Source organism: Streptomyces sp. NPDC051133 (assembly GCF_040682635.1).
GTDB lineage: Bacteria > Actinomycetota > Actinomycetes > Streptomycetales > Streptomycetaceae > Streptomyces.
Genome location: NZ_JBFBBK010000003.1, coordinates 262,814 through 276,621 on the forward strand (window position 1 = coordinate 262,814; position 13,808 = coordinate 276,621).

13 protein-coding genes are annotated in these 13,808 nt (G+C 72.5%); 3 read left to right on the forward strand and 10 right to left on the reverse strand.

Features of this window, described 5'->3' with window-relative positions:
- The first annotated feature begins 33 nt into the window (after nt 1–33).
- On the forward strand, nt 34–606 hold the full coding sequence (locus AB0N17_RS05655; protein ID WP_366009836.1) for a MarR family transcriptional regulator: 573 nt from the start codon (nt 34–36) through the stop codon (nt 604–606).
- A gap of 81 nt (nt 607–687) precedes the next feature.
- On the opposite strand, the gene AB0N17_RS05660 is transcribed toward AB0N17_RS05655, so the two are convergent.
- The 10 genes from AB0N17_RS05660 to AB0N17_RS05705 all read right to left on the reverse strand — a co-directional run bounded on the left by AB0N17_RS05660 (nt 688) and on the right by AB0N17_RS05705 (nt 10,795).
- Nucleotides 688–1,413 carry a gamma-glutamyl-gamma-aminobutyrate hydrolase family protein gene (locus AB0N17_RS05660; protein ID WP_366009837.1) on the reverse strand — a complete coding sequence of 242 codons (726 nt, stop codon included), beginning with the start codon at nt 1,411–1,413 and terminating at the stop codon, nt 688–690.
- Nucleotides 1,410–2,900 carry an aldehyde dehydrogenase gene (locus tag AB0N17_RS05665; RefSeq protein ID WP_366009838.1) on the reverse strand — a complete coding sequence of 497 codons (1,491 nt, stop codon included), beginning with the start codon at nt 2,898–2,900 and terminating at the stop codon, nt 1,410–1,412. Before AB0N17_RS05665 ends, AB0N17_RS05660 begins: the two co-directional genes overlap by 4 nt.
- Before the next feature lie 87 nt (nt 2,901–2,987).
- Nucleotides 2,988–4,448: an APC family permease gene (locus AB0N17_RS05670; protein ID WP_366009839.1), complete on the reverse strand. Its 1,461-nt coding sequence runs from the start codon at nt 4,446–4,448 to the stop codon at nt 2,988–2,990.
- Nucleotides 4,449–4,640: 192 nt separating this feature from the next.
- A complete protein-coding gene (locus AB0N17_RS05675; protein WP_366009840.1) occupies nt 4,641–5,258 on the reverse strand; it encodes a TetR family transcriptional regulator in 618 nt (205 codons plus the stop codon).
- 28 nt (nt 5,259–5,286) lie between these two features.
- Nucleotides 5,287–6,132 (reverse strand): fumarylacetoacetate hydrolase family protein, encoded by an 846-nt coding sequence (locus tag AB0N17_RS05680; protein WP_366009841.1) that lies wholly within the window; start codon nt 6,130–6,132, stop codon nt 5,287–5,289.
- A 10-nt stretch (nt 6,133–6,142) separates the two neighbouring features.
- The gene (locus AB0N17_RS05685) at nt 6,143–7,078 is read right to left on the reverse strand and encodes a 3,4-dihydroxyphenylacetate 2,3-dioxygenase (protein WP_366009842.1); all 936 of its coding nucleotides are present in this window, start codon (nt 7,076–7,078) and stop codon (nt 6,143–6,145) included.
- Nucleotides 7,071–8,534, reverse strand: a complete 1,464-nt coding sequence (locus AB0N17_RS05690) for an aldehyde dehydrogenase (protein WP_366009843.1) — start codon at nt 8,532–8,534, stop codon at nt 7,071–7,073. The genes AB0N17_RS05685 and AB0N17_RS05690 overlap by 8 nt, the downstream gene beginning before the upstream one ends.
- A 28-nt stretch (nt 8,535–8,562) precedes the next feature.
- On the reverse strand, nt 8,563–9,369 hold the full coding sequence (locus tag AB0N17_RS05695; RefSeq protein ID WP_366009844.1) for an acetoacetate decarboxylase family protein: 807 nt from the start codon (nt 9,367–9,369) through the stop codon (nt 8,563–8,565).
- 19 nt (nt 9,370–9,388) lie between these two features.
- A complete protein-coding gene (locus tag AB0N17_RS05700; RefSeq protein ID WP_366009845.1) occupies nt 9,389–10,603 on the reverse strand; it encodes an FAD/NAD(P)-binding oxidoreductase in 1,215 nt (404 codons plus the stop codon).
- A 3-nt stretch (nt 10,604–10,606) separates the two neighbouring features.
- Entirely contained in the window at nt 10,607–10,795 is a 189-nt protein-coding gene (locus tag AB0N17_RS05705) for a ferredoxin (protein ID WP_366009846.1), read from the reverse strand.
- A 335-nt stretch (nt 10,796–11,130) separates the two neighbouring features.
- Between AB0N17_RS05705 and AB0N17_RS05710 the strand changes: the two genes are divergently transcribed.
- Both AB0N17_RS05710 and AB0N17_RS05715 read left to right on the forward strand, forming a co-directional pair.
- Complete coding sequence (locus AB0N17_RS05710; protein ID WP_366009847.1) at nt 11,131–12,486, forward strand: glutamine synthetase family protein; 1,356 nt, start codon at nt 11,131–11,133, stop codon at nt 12,484–12,486.
- Nucleotides 12,487–12,506: 20 nt separating this feature from the next.
- Nucleotides 12,507–13,799 (forward strand): cytochrome P450, encoded by a 1,293-nt coding sequence (locus tag AB0N17_RS05715; protein WP_366009848.1) that lies wholly within the window; start codon nt 12,507–12,509, stop codon nt 13,797–13,799.
- The last annotated feature ends 9 nt before the right edge of the window (nt 13,800–13,808 follow it).

Genomic DNA, 13,808 nt, shown 5'->3' on the forward strand with positions numbered 1-13,808 from the left:
TCCGTGACCCGGCGTCGACACGAGGGAGCCAGCGTGCCCAGCCAGCGGTCCATCAGCGAAGCGGAGAAGCTCGCGGAGGCGAAGCTCGGCGGCATCGCCGTCCGCCGGGAACAGATGGCCGCGGTGGCCAACATCTACCGGGCGGCGTCCGCCGTACGCCAGCACCTGGAGAACTCCGTGCTGCGCGGCTCGGACCTGACCTGGACCGCCTTCGTGGTGCTGTGGGTGGTGTGGGTCTGGGGCGAGTCCGAGACCCGGCACGTCGCCGAGGAGGCGGGGATCTCGAAGGGGACGCTCACGGGGGTGTCCCGGACGCTGGAGTCGCGTGGTCTGCTGCGGCGCGCCGGTCATCCCAGCGACGGACGGCTCGTGCTGCTGACCCTCACCGAGGAGGGCGAGGAGTTCATGCGCCGGGTGTTCCCGGCGTTCAACGAGGAGGAGGCGTTCGTCACCGCCCGGCTGAGCGACGCGGAGTGCCGTGGCCTCGCCGACGTGTTGCGGCGCGTGGTCCTCCAGGTCGAGGAGGAGGGCGAGGAGCGGCGCAGGACGCTGCTGAACGGCGAGAGCCCCACGCCCCGCCGCAGCGGACGGCGCCCGAAGAACTGACCCGGCCGCGTCCGGCGCCGGCACGCAGGCCCCGCCGTACGCCGGGCGGGGCCGGGCCCGTGACGCGTCCGCGGCCCCGGCTCAGGCGGCCGTCCGGGCGGCACGCACCAGCGCGTCGAAGAGGCGCTGCTGGGTCGGGTCCTCGTGCGCGGTGTCCTCCGGATGCCACTGCACGGCCAGGAACCAGCCGGGCCCCCCGGCGCGTTCGACGGCCTCCACGGTCGCGTCGGCGGCGCGTGCGGTGGCCGTCAGTCCCTCTCCCAGCCGGTCGATGTGCTGGTGGTGGTAGCAGGACGCCTCCACCTTGTCGACGCCGGTGGCGGCGGCCAGGGCCGAGCCGGGGGCGAGGGCGACGGGGTGCCGGACGTGGCGGTGCTCGCGTGCGGGGCCGCCCATGTCCTGGTGCAGCGTCCCGCCCAGCACCGTGTTGACCACCTGCAGGCCGCGGCAGACGGCGAGCAGCGGCAGTCCGCCGGCCAGTGCCTGCCGGGCGACTTCCAGGTCGAAGGCGTCCTGTTCGTCGTCGACGTCGTACACGGCGTCGTGCGTGTCGGCGGCGCCGTAGCGGTGGGGTGCGAGGTCGCCGCCGCCCGGGAGCAGCAGTCCGTCGAAGCGGGCCAGCCGGGCGGCGACCTCGGTGGGGTCGGCGGTGCCACCGGGTGCGTGCGGGTGGACGGAGACGGGTTCGCCGCCCGCCCGCCAGACGGCCTCGATCAGGGCGCGGGCGTTGACCTCCGCCGCGTACCGCAGGGCCGAGGTGGTCGCGGAGAAGCGGGCGGGTACGGCGATCAGCGGGCGGTGTGTCACAGCTGGATCCAGGTCGTCTTCAGTTCGGTGTACTTCTCCAGCGCGTGCGGGGACTTGTCGCGTCCGTTGCCGGACTGCTTCATGCCGCCGAAGGGCACGGTCAGGTCGCCCTCCTCGTAGCAGTTGACCCACACCGTGCCGGCCCGCAGCGCCCGGGAGACCCGGTGGGCGGTGGACAGGTCGGAGGTCCACAGCGCGGCGGCGAGGCCGTACTCGGTGGCGTTGGCGAGGTCGACGGCCTGGTCGAGGTCGTCGAAGGCGAGCACGGACAGCACGGGTCCGAAGATCTCCTCGCGGGCCAGGCGGCTGTCCGGGGCGACCCGGTCGAAGACGGTCGGTTCGAGGTAGGTGCCGCCGGTCTCGGTGAGGGTGCGGGCTCCGCCGGTGCGCAGCCGGGCGCCGTCGTCGCCGCCGGTGCGGATGTGGTCGAGTACGCGGCCCAGATGCTGCTCGCCGGCCAGGGCGCCCATCTCGGTGGCGGGGTCGAGGGGGTCACCGACGCGCAGGGTCCGGGCACGCTCGACGACGGCCTCGGTGACCTGGTCGGCGATGGAGGAGTGCACCAGCAGCCGGGAGGGCGCGGTGCACATCTCGCCCTGGTTGAAGAAGATCCCCCAGGCGGCCGTGGCCGCGGCCCGGTCCAGGTCGGGGGCGTCGGGCAGGACGATGTTGGGCGACTTGCCGCCGAGCTCCAGCCAGACGCGCTTGAGGTTGGAGTCGGCGGCGTAGCGCAGGAAGTGGCGGCCCACGGCGGTGGATCCGGTGAAGGCGAGGACGTCCACGCCGGGGTGCAGACCGAGGGCGCGGCCGGCCACCGGGCCGTCGCCGTTGACGACGTTGAGCACGCCCGGCGGCAGACCGGCCTCCAGGGCGAGCCGGCCGAGCAGCAGCGCGGACAGCGGCGAGTGCTCCGAGGGTTTGAGGACGACCGTGCAGCCGGCGGCCAGGGCGGGGGCGATCTTCCAGCCGGCCAACGTCAGGGGGAAGTTCCAGGGGACGACGGCGCCCACGACGCCGGCCGGTTCGCGGGTGACGAGGGCGAGCGCGTCCGGTGCGGTGTGCGGGGACTCGTCGGTGAGCTTGTCGGCGAGCTGGCCGTACCAGCGGAAGGTGTTGACGACGGCCCTCAGCTCGATGTCGTGGGCGTCGGTGATGGGCTTGCCCATCTCCAGGCTGACGGTGAGCGCCAGCTCGGCCCGGTGCTCCTCGAGGAGCCCGGCGAGGCGTACCAGGACCCGGCCCCGGTCGGCGGGGGACAGCCGCGGCCAGGGTCCGTGGTCGAAGGCGCGGCGGGCCGCCGCCACGGCGGCGTCGACCTCGGCGGCGCCTGCGTCGGCGACCTCGGTCAGCGTCCGGCCGTCGCGCGGGGACACCACGGCGAAGGTGCCGCCGCCACCGGCCTCCTCGGCGCCGTCGATCAGATGCGCACGAAGGGGTTGCAGCGTCTTGGCGCGGTGGAGCCAGGTGTCGTGGGTGGCTGTGGTCATGCGGTCCTCCAGACCAGGGGTCGGCGGTGGAGCAGGGTGGGCGGCCGTCCGCCCCGGGCGCCGTGCGGGGCGGACGGCCGGGCGGTGTCAGGGGACGGCGGGGGCGGTGCGCCGGCGTCGGACGCGTTCGTTGGCGATGCCGACGGCCAGGACGACCGGTACGGACAGCACGAGCCACAGGGCCGTGCTCGCCTCGCCGCCGATCAGGGTGGTGAAGTTGGCGAGGATGAGCCAGATGGCGCCGGCGAGTCCGAGCGCGCCCAGTACGGGGGCGATCAGGGTGTTCCACAGCCGGGTGTCCACGCGCCGGCGGCGGAAGAACACGACGACCGACACCGAGGTCAGCAGGTAGAGCAGCATCATCGCGAGGACGGCGAGGCCGCTGAACCAGGAGAAGAGGGTGAGCACCGGGTCCTTGCCGGCCAGTGCGAACGGCACGACCAGCAGTACGGCGATCACGGTCTGGACGCAGCCCGCGACCCACGGCGAGTGCCGGCTGTTGAGGCCGCACAGGCGGGTGGGCAGCTGCCCGTCCCGGCCGAGGGAGAACAGGTAGCGGTTGGCCGAGTTGTGGAAGGTCAGGATGCCGGCGAACAGGGAGGTGGCCAGCAGGACCGGCAGGACGTCGCCCACCCAGCCGCCGAACTGGGCGGCGATGGGCGCGAAGACGAATCCGGCGGAGTCCCCGCTCGCCAGCGCCTCGCCCGCGGCTCCGGGCGCCTTCGAGGCGCCGTAGGCGGAGATCAGCATCCACGAGGTGAGTGCGAAGAACCCGGTGACGACGATCACCGAGAGGTAGGTGGCGCGCGGGACCGTCTTCTTCGGCTCCCTCGCCTCCTCGCCGTAGATGGCGGTGGCCTCGAAGCCGAACATCGACGCCACCGCGAACATGACGGCGACGCCCGGTGCGCCCTGCAGGGCCGCCGCCGGGGAGAAGCTGTCGGTCACGCCGAGTCCCTCGGGGCCGCCACCCTGAAACAGCGTGACCAGGCTGAAGACCAGCAGGATGCTGAACTCGGCAAGCACGAACACGGCCAGGACCCGGGCGCCCATCTCGATCCCGGCGGCGCCGAGAGCCTGCACCACGGCCATGGTGAGCAGGGTGCAGGCCCACCACGGGAGGTGGTGGCCGGCGTGGGCGGCGAGGAGTCCGCTGACGATCGAGCCGTACAGGCCGTACATCGCGGCCTGGATGACGCAGTAGGCGAACAGGGCGACGCTCGCGCTGCCCGCGCCGGCGGTCCGGCCGAGTCCGGTGCCGATGTAGGTGTAGAAGGCGCCGGCGTCCACGACGTGCCGGCCCATGGCGACGAATCCGACGGAGAAGAGGAGGATCACGGCGCCGGCCAGCACGTACGCGGCCGGTGTACCGGATCCGTCTCCGAGGGCGACCGAGAGGGGAGCCGCACCGGCGATACCCGTCAGCGGAGCCTGGGCGGACAGGACGAAGAAGAGGATGCCCAGGACACCCAGGGCGTTGGGTTTGAGCGTGGCTGCAGTGGGGGCGTCCCGTACGGTCCGCTCCGCGGAAGCCGTCTGACTGTCCACTCGGATCACCTGCCAGAGAAGGGGGATGTCGTTTCAGGCCAAACGAGTTGCCTCATCGTGGGGCGGAACTATCCGTTTGACAAGGGGGTGCGGGCAGGCAATCCCGCCGCGGGAGCACTCGGTTACGCCCCGTGACCGGGGACGAGTACGCGCGCTCCCCGGCAGACTGCCGGAAGGCTCGTCAGGAGGGCGTCAGCTCTCGGCGGCCGGGGTCTCGGCCAGCCTCTGGAGAAGGGCGCGCAGCTCGGCCAGAGCCTCTTCGGTGACCTCGCGCTCCCCGAAGACGAGCTGGTGCAGGACCAGACCCTCCAGCGCGGCGAAGACGAGCCGGGACGTGCCGCGGCCGACCGTGCCGGGAAGCATGCGGGACAGCTCGCGCCGGGTGGCCTCGAAGTACTCCTCGTACAGGGCGCGCAGGTGCTCCAGCAGTTCCGGCCGGCGCCGGGCCTCCAGGAGCAGCTCGTACTGGAAGGCCTGCAGCTCCGGGCCCGAGGCGACCATGTCCGCGAGACCGCCGGCGAAGTCGGCGGGCTCGCCCGTGCCGATCTCCAGGGCGCTGCTGTTCAGCGAGGTGCGGATGGCGTGGGTGACGGCCTCCTCGATCAGCGCGTCCCGCGAACCGAAGTGGTGCACGACGAGCCCGTGGGTGACGCCCGCCTCCTGGGCGACGGCCCGGTAGGTGAGCTTGCGCAGGCCGCCGCGGGCCACCACGCGGACGGCGGCGTCCAGCAGGGCGACCCGGCCCGTCCCGTAGTCGTTCACGCGCTTGCGGGTGGGGCGCTCACCGGCGGGTTCGGCGGAGTCGGTCATGGCGCCGACCCTACCGGCGGCGTCCGGGTCAGCGCCTCGGCGGCCTGATGCCACGGAATTCCCAGTCGCCGCCGAGGGCGGTGGAGAGCACTTCCTCGGACTCGGTGGGCTGGGCGCCCACGTCCGTGCGGACGGCGGTGGGTCCGGTGACGATGCGGTTCGTGAGCCGGCCCAGGCCCTCGACCTCGACCTCGACGACGTCGCCCGGCCGGACGGGCCGCGAGTTCGCCGGGGTGCCGGAGAGCAGGACGTCGCCGGGGTACAGGGTGATGGTGCGGGCGATGTCGGCGACGAGGTAGTGCATGTCCCAGGTCATCTCGTCGGTGGAGCCGTCCTGGACCACCTCGCCGTTGACGTACGTGCGCAGCCGCTTGCCGTGGAAGTCCCAGTCGGTGACGAGGCCGGGGCCGAGCGGGCACAGGGTGTCGGAGCCCTTGACCCGGAGCATGGAGCCGGCGTCGGTGTCGCGGAAGTCGTGCAGGCCGTAGTCGTTGGCGATCGTGTAGCCGGCGATGTACTCCCCCGCGTCGGCCGGAGCGATGTTGCGCGCCGTCCTCCCGATCACGATGGCGACCTCGCCCTCGTAGTTGAGCCACTTGCAGCCCTCGGGACGGACGACGGCTCCCTTGTGCGCGTTGAGCGCGGAGGTCGGCTTGTGGAAGTAGGTCGGGGTGTCCGGCAGTCCGATCCGGAACTCGTCGACCCGGCTGCGGTGGTTGAGGTGGACGGCGATCACCTTGGAGGGGACGACCGGGGGCAGGTGGTGGGCGTCCTCGGTCTTCACGCGGCGGCCGTCCGCGGCGACGAGCTCGTCGCCGTCGACGGTGACCTGGACGGTGGCGCCGTCGAGGAGGATGCGGCGGTACTCGGGCATGGCGGGGCTCCTAGATACGGCTGTGCGGGGTGCGCGGGGAGGCGGGGGCGGGGAGGCCGGTGCCGGTCCAGCCGTCGGCGGGCCGGTCGAACCAGAGGTGGACCTGTCCGGTGCCGATGGAGTTCTCGTACTCCCCGTACTGGCGGGCCCGCGCGGTGCACGCCTGTTCACCGAGGGCGCCGGCCATCATCAGGTAGTGGAAGAACTTGGCCTCGGGCTTGTACTTCCAGAAGTCGTCCATGGTGTCGAGGACCTTGTCGTGGCGGCCCTCCTTGAACCAGGCGATGCGCTCGTGGTCGGCCGCGCGGGCCTCCGGCGTGAAGATGTGCGCCGGGTCGCTCGCCTCGTGGTCGCGCAGCTCGCGCAGCGGCCAGAAGGTGTGGGACAGGGCGCCCGAGGCGATCAGCAGCACCCGGCGGCCGGGGGTGGCGGCGATGCCGTCGGCCAGCGCGCGGCCCAGACGGAGGTGGTCCTCCATGTCTCCGGTCTGGCAGACGCCGATGGTCACCCAGCGCTTGTCGGGAAGTCCCTCGCCGAGGTACTTCCACAGGTTGATCGTGGCGTAGTAGATCGGCAGGTGGTCGTCGTCGATCGCGGTGATCCACGTGCCGTGCTCGTCCGCGAACCGCGCGACGTTGTGGGCGAGTTCGGGGTCGCCGGGGAAGTCGTACGGCATCCGGCACATGCCGCGCGGCAGCTCCTCAGAGGTGAACAGCCCGGCGCGGCGGGCCTGCGCGGTGGCGACGAACTCGACGGTGGTCGCCCAGTGGGAGTCGAGGACGACGACGGTGTCGTAGCCGTCGCGCTCGAAGACGTCCCTGCGGAGCTGTTCCAGGCCGGTGACGAGGGTGATCTCCTTGCCCTCGTTCAGCTCCCGCCGGGTCTGCTCGGGCAGCACGATGGTGGGGACGTGGGCGAGCAGGCCCGCCCCGACGATCTCACCCATGGTCCTTCCAGCCCTTCGGTGCGGTGACGGTGTTCTTCAGGTCGCAGTAGAAGTCGAAGCTCCAGGTGCCGCCCTCGCGCCCGACACCGGAGTGGCGGGAGCCGCCGAAGGGTGCCCGCAGGTCGCGGACGAAGAAGCAGTTGACCCAGACGGTGCCGGCGACGAGCCGTGCGGTGACGCGCTCGGCGCGCTCGCGGTCACCGGTGGCGACGGTGGCGGCCAGGCCGAAGCGGGTGTCATTGGCCAGGGTCACGGCCTCGTCCTCGGTGGTGAAGGTCTGCAGGGTGAGGACGGGGCCGAAGACCTCCTCCTGGACGATCTCGGAGTCCTGGGCGACGTCGGTGAGCAGGGTCGGCGCGTAGTACCGGCCGTCGCCCCGGTGACCGCCGAGCACGGCGCGGGCCCCGGCCGCGAGCGCGCGCCGCACGAAGCCGTCGATCTTCTCCAGCTGCCGCGGGTGGATGGTGGGGCCGATGTCGGTGGACTCGTCGCGCGGGTCGCCCTGCTTCAGCCGGGTCGCCTTGTCGACGAAGCGCCGGGTGAACTCCTCGGCGACCGGTTCCTCGACGAGGACGCGGGTGGCCGCGAGGCAGACCTGGCCCGCGTTGTCGTACTGCTCCACCGCGAGGTCGGCGGCGAGGTCCAGGTCGGCGTCGGCGAAGACCAGCAGCGGGGACTTGCCGCCGAGTTCCAGGCTGAGCGGGGTGAGGTTCGCCGCGGCCGAGGCGGCGATGTGCCTGGCCGTGGGCACGGAACCGGTGAAGCTGATCCGGCGCACGTCCGGGTGGGAGGTGAGGGCGTCCCCGATCTCGGAGCCGTAGCCCTGCACGACGTTGAGGACACCGTCCGGGAGACCGGCCTCGGCGGCGATGTCGGCGAGCAGCGAGGCGGTCAGGGGGGACCACTCGGCGGGCTTGAGGACGACGGTGTTCCCGGCCGCCAGCGCCGGGGCGACCTTCCAGGTCGCGAGCATCAGGGGCGCGTTCCAGGGCGTGATCAGCACGCAGGGGCCGGCCGGGTCCCAGCTGACGTGGTTGGTGTGGCCCCTGGTCTCGAAGTCCTGGTGGTCCAGCTCCAGCAGCCAGTCGGCGAAGAAGCGGAAGTTGTGGGCGACGCGGGGCATGACGCCGCGGCGGTGGGAGCGCAGGAGGGCGCCGTTGTCGGTGGTCTCGACGATCGCCAGGTCCTCGATCCGCTTCTCCACGCCGTCGGCGACGGCGTGCAGGATGCGGGCGCGCTCGGCGCGGGGGGTGGCGGCCCAGCCGGGGAAGGCGGCCTTCGCGGCGGCGACGGCGGCGGCGGCCTCCGTCGCCGTGGCGCGGGAGATCTCACCGATGGTGCCGCCGTCGATCGGCGAGACATCGGTGAAGGTCTCCGAGGAGGCGACACGTGCGCCGCCGATCCAGTGCCGGGTGTCGACGGTGACGCCGGCGACGGTGATGAGGTGGTGGGTCATGTCGTGTCTCCTAGCCTGGTTCGGGATGTCACTCGGCACCGGACGTACGGGACTCCAGCAGCCGGCCGCCGTCCCAGACCACGCCGACCCGGCGGTAGTAAGCGGCGATCGGCTCGCGGATCTCCAGCCGGGCCAGTTCCTCGGTGGGCGCCTCGAACAGCTCCAGCTCGGCGTCGCCGGACCACGGCTGCCCGCCCTCGAAGGAGGCGGCGCCGGTCTCGATCAGCTCGTCGAGGGCGAGCCCCTTGCCTTTCTCGATCGAGGGCAGCCAGCGGTGGTGGGCCATCGGGTGGCCGTTGACGAAGCCGTTGGTCCCGGACGGCTCGCGCAGGGTGACGACGGCCTGGGCGAGGCGCCGGTCGGCGGCGGCGAGGGTGGCGCCGAAGCGGGCGCCTGCCTCGATGCGCGGGGCGGGCCCGTAGGGGTGGGGGCGGGTCTGGTGGATGGAGCCGAGCTTCTTCGGGTAGCCCTGGTGCAGTCCGCGGGCGATGGCGAAGTCCTTGTCCACCCAGATGTAGACGCAGCGTGTGTAGGTCTGCCCCTTGTAGCCGCACCGGACGACCGCGAAGGCCTCCTTGTACTGGGCGCGCACGGGATCCAGCAGTTCGTCGCCCGAGGCGGCGCAGGACTGCCAGTCGGCCCAGATCAGCGCGACCGCGCCGGGGTCCTCGTCGGCGAGTTCCAGCGGTTCGGGCAGCAGCTCGCGCACCCGGGCCGGATCGGTCCGGTACTCGACGGTGAGCAGGTCGCCGGAGTAGCGCCAGGGCGGCGAGGGGATCAGCGACGAGGCACCCGTCGCCGTCTTGGGGTGGAAGTATCCACGGACACTGGTCACGGGGGTTCCTTAGGGGTCCTTAGGCGGTGAGGGCGGGCTGCTTCAGCAGTTCGGCGCGGTGGCGGGCGGCGGCCGCGGCGGCGGCCCGGCCGCCGAGGGCGACGACGCCGACCAGCCGGCCGCCGGCGTGGTAGCCGGCCAGGACGTCGCCGTCCGGGTCGCCGTCCAGGACGCGCACGTCGTCCCTGCCGAGGGCGGGGGCGCCGAAGGACTGGAGCCGGAAGTCGTGCTGGTCGCTCCAGAAGGTCGGCAGCGGCGCGAACGGGCCGAGCCCGGCGTCGGTTCCGCCGAGGTGGGCGGCGAGGACACGGGCGGCGTGCTTGGCGGTGTCCGTCGGGATCGACCAGTGCTCGACCCGCCGGGGTACGCCGTCGTAGCGGGCGTTGGGGAAGCGGGCGACGTCGCCGACGGCGACCACGCCGGGCCGTCCGCCGGCCCGCAGCTGCCCGTCGGTGAGGACGCCGTCGCCGAGGTCGAGGCCGTTGCCGTCGAGCCACTCGGTGTTGGCGACGGAGCCGACCGACTCCACCACGACGTCCGCGGCGAGGACCGTGCCGTCGGTCAGGACCACCCCGGTGACCCGGTCGCCCCCGTCGAAGCCGGTCACACCGGTACCGAGGGCGAACCGGACCCCGCGCTCCTCGTGGCGCCTGAGCAGGGCCTCCGCGAGCAGCTCGCCGAGCGGGCCGACCATCGGCAGCGGCAGCGGGTCGACCACGGTGACCTCGGCCGCTCCGAGGGCCACGGCGGTGGCCGCGACCTCGCAGCCGATGAAGCCGGCGCCGACCACGACCACACGGGCGCCCGGCCGGGTCAGTTCCTCCCGCAGTCCCTGGGCGTCGGCCAGGGTGCGGACGGTGTGCCGGCCGACGAGGGGGCCGGGGCAGCGCAGCCGCCGGGGCCGCATACCGGTGGCGACGACCAGGCCGGCGTACGGCAGGGCCTCACCGTCGTCGAGCTCGACGAAGCCTGCGTCCAGGTCGGCCCGGACCACCTTCGTGCCCAGCCGCCACTCCACGTCGCCGAGGCCGGCCCGCGGCCGGAACGCGAGGGACTCGAAGGGCGTCTTGCCCGCCAGCACCTCCTTGGAGAGCGGCGGCCGGTTGTAGGGCATGTGGGGCTCGTCACCGACGAGGGTGATCGGCCCCGCCCAGCCCGCGGCGCGCAGGTGCTCGGCGGTGCGCAGGCCGGCCATGGAGGCGCCGGCCACGACGACGGTCGCGCTCGCGCTCATCGCTCAGTCCTCGATCCGGATGGCCTGCAGGGGGCACACGTCGGCGGCCTCCTCGACCTCCTCGCGCAGCGCCGCGTCGGGGTCGGGGACGTAGGCCAGGCGCCCGGCGTCGTCGAAGCCGAAGACGTCCGGGGCGGCGAAGACGCACTGGCCGTGGTCCTGGCACTTGTTCATGTCGACGACGACCTTCATGGCCGGTCCTCCTGGTGCTGAGGGGGGGCGTCGGGGAGAGGGGAACGGGGCCCGGACAACGAGGTCCGGGCCCCCGGCCAAAGGGGTGCGGATGACCGCACCCCCAACTCGTTTGGCTTCAAACAACATAGGAACGGCGAGACCTCTGGTCAATAGCTATCCAGGTGGATAAATTTCTGGGGCGGAACCCTTGCGGGAAGGTGACGGCCGTCCCTACCGTTTGGCACCAAACAAGTGGCGGCCCGCTGCACCTCTCGGCAGCCCGAGGCCGCCCTCTTCCCCTCCCCCAGCGCTCTGAGCTCCGGGAGGCGCCCCCTTCCCCAGAGGAGACACCGGTGAGCGCATCCGACACCTCACCCGTCCACCGTCACCAGGAGCGGCTGGCCGCCGAGGGCATCGACGTGGTCCGCGTGACCTATCCCGACCTCATCGGCACCGAACGGGCCCGGGACGTGCTGCTGGACCATCTGCCGTCCGCCTGCGACCACGGACTGGCCTTCTGCCGGGCCGTCTACCACACCAGCCCCCAGGGCGACGTGGTCCCGGTCTCCGGCGGCCTGGACGCCGGCCTGCCCGACATCTGCGTGCGCCCCGACCTGAGCACCCTGACCGCCCTGCCGTGGGAGCCCGGAGTCGCCGCCTGCCTCGGCGACGTCACCGACCCGGCCACCGGGCTGCCCGCGCCGGAGTCCCCCCGCGACCTGCTGCGGGCCGTCGTCGACCGGTGTCGCGAGCACGGGCTGCGCCCGGTGGTCGGCCCCGAGCTGGAGTACTTCCTGTGCGACGCGGCCCCCGGGACCGCCCCGGGCTGGCGCCGCTACAGCGAGGCTGCGGGCGTCGTCTACACCGCGGGCCTGCGCGCCGACGGCGACAACCACCTGCTGCGCACCCTTCGCCTGCTGCGCGACCTGGGCATCGGCGTGAGCAGCGGCAACCACGAGTTCGACGGGTCGCAGTTCGAGATCAACCTGACCCACTCCGACGCCATGACCGCCGCCGACCGGGCCTTCCGCTTCAAGGCCGCGATCAAGGAGCTGGCCCGCAAGGAGGGCCGGCTCGCGACCTTCATGGCCAAGCCGTTCAACGGCGTCGGAGGGTCGGGCTTCCACCTCCACCTGTCCTGCGTGGACGACCGGGACGCCAACGCCTTCGACGACCCGTCGGCCCCCTACGGCATCTCCGCCACCGCGCGTCACGCCGTGGCCGGGATCCTCGCCCACGCCCCCGCGCTGGCCGCCCTGGCCAACCCCACGGTCAACTCCTACAAGCGGTTCGGCCCCGACACCCTCGCGCCCTGGCTGGTCGACTGGGGCCTGGACAACCGCAGCGCCATGGTCCGCATCCCGCCCGAGCGGGGCTCCGGCGCCCGCTTCGAACTGCGGCTGGGCGACGCGAGCGCCAACCCCTATCTGCTGATCGCGGGCACCCTCGCCGCGGCCCTCCTCGGTGTGCTCGCCGGTGAGGAACCTCCCGCACCGCTGGAGGGCTACGGCTACGACCCCGCGAAGTCCGCCGTCCTGCCCACGGCCCTGCCCGCCGCCCTCGACGCGCTGGAGGCCGACACGGCGCTGACCGAGGTGCTCGGCAAGGACTTCACCACCTCCTACCTCGCGTACAAACGCGACGAGGTCGCGCGCTTCCAACGGCACGTCACCGACTGGGAGTTCACCGAGTACGCCAACCACCTGTGACGCCGAGGAGCCGCTGCCCCATGACCATCACCACCCACTCCGTGACCGAGGCCGTGCGCGAGCCCCTGCCGCTGGCCGACGTCGATCTCGCGAACCTCGACAACTTCACCGACGGCGTCACCCCCTGGCGCATGTTCCACACCCTGCGCCACGAGGACCCGGTCCACTGGCAGCCCGAGGAGGCGCCCAACTCCGGTTTCTGGGCCGTCACCCGGCACGCCGACATCGCCCGCGTCGACCGCGACGCCGGCACCTTCACGTCGACGCGGTTCGTCAACCTCGAAGAGGTCGACGACGACCAGATCAAGAAGCGCGCCTCCATCCTGGAACTGGACGGCGTCCGTCACCGCGCCATGCGCAGCCTGCTCCAGCGGCAGTTCGGCGCGAGCGTCATCAACAGCTACGCCGACTTCCTGCGCGGCCTGACCGCCACCACCCTGGACGCCGCCCTGGCCAAGGGCACCTTCGACTTCGTCAAGGAGGTGTCGGCCGACTTCCCCATCAACGTGCTGGCCCGCCTGCTGGACGTGCCCCCGGAGGACAACCAGCAGCTCATCGACTGGGGCAACCGCATCATCGGCAACACCGACCCGGACTACGCCGACGTCCTGCTGCACAGCGAGGAGAGCGAGAAGTACCGCGACCTGCCGTTCCGCTCCCCCGCCTCGCTGGAGGTCTTCGCCTACGGCCGTGAGCTGGCCCGGCAGCGCAAGGGCGGCACCGGCACCGACCTGATCTCCCGGCTGGTCAACGAGACCCCGCGCGACGGTGTCCCGCTGTCGGCGCAGGACTTCGACAACTACTTCCTGCTGCTCGTCGTCGCCGGCAACGAGACGACCCGCCACACCATCACCCACTCCATGCTGGCCCTCCTCCAGCACCCCGAGCAGCTCGCCCGGCTCCAGGAGGACCCCTCCCTCATCCCCACGGCCGTCGAGGAGTTCCTGCGCTGGGCCTCGCCCGTCTACCACTTCCGCCGTACGGCCACCCGGGACGTCGAACTCGGCGACAAGCAGGTCAAGGAGGGCGACAAGGTCGTCATGTGGTTCGCCTCCGGCAACCGCGACGAGGAAGTCTTCGGCAACCCCTACGACTTCGACGTCAGCCGGCGGCACAACGACCACATCACCTTCGGCAAGGGCAGCCCGCACCTGTGCCTGGGCAACCTGCTGGCCCGCACCGAGATCCGCATCATGTTCGAGGAGCTGATCCCGCGCCTGGCGAGCATCGAACTGGCGGGAGACGTCCCCCGCGTGCGCTCCAACTTCGTGAACGGCATCAAGAAGCTGCCCGTCACGGTGGAGCGGGCCTGAGCCGGCGGG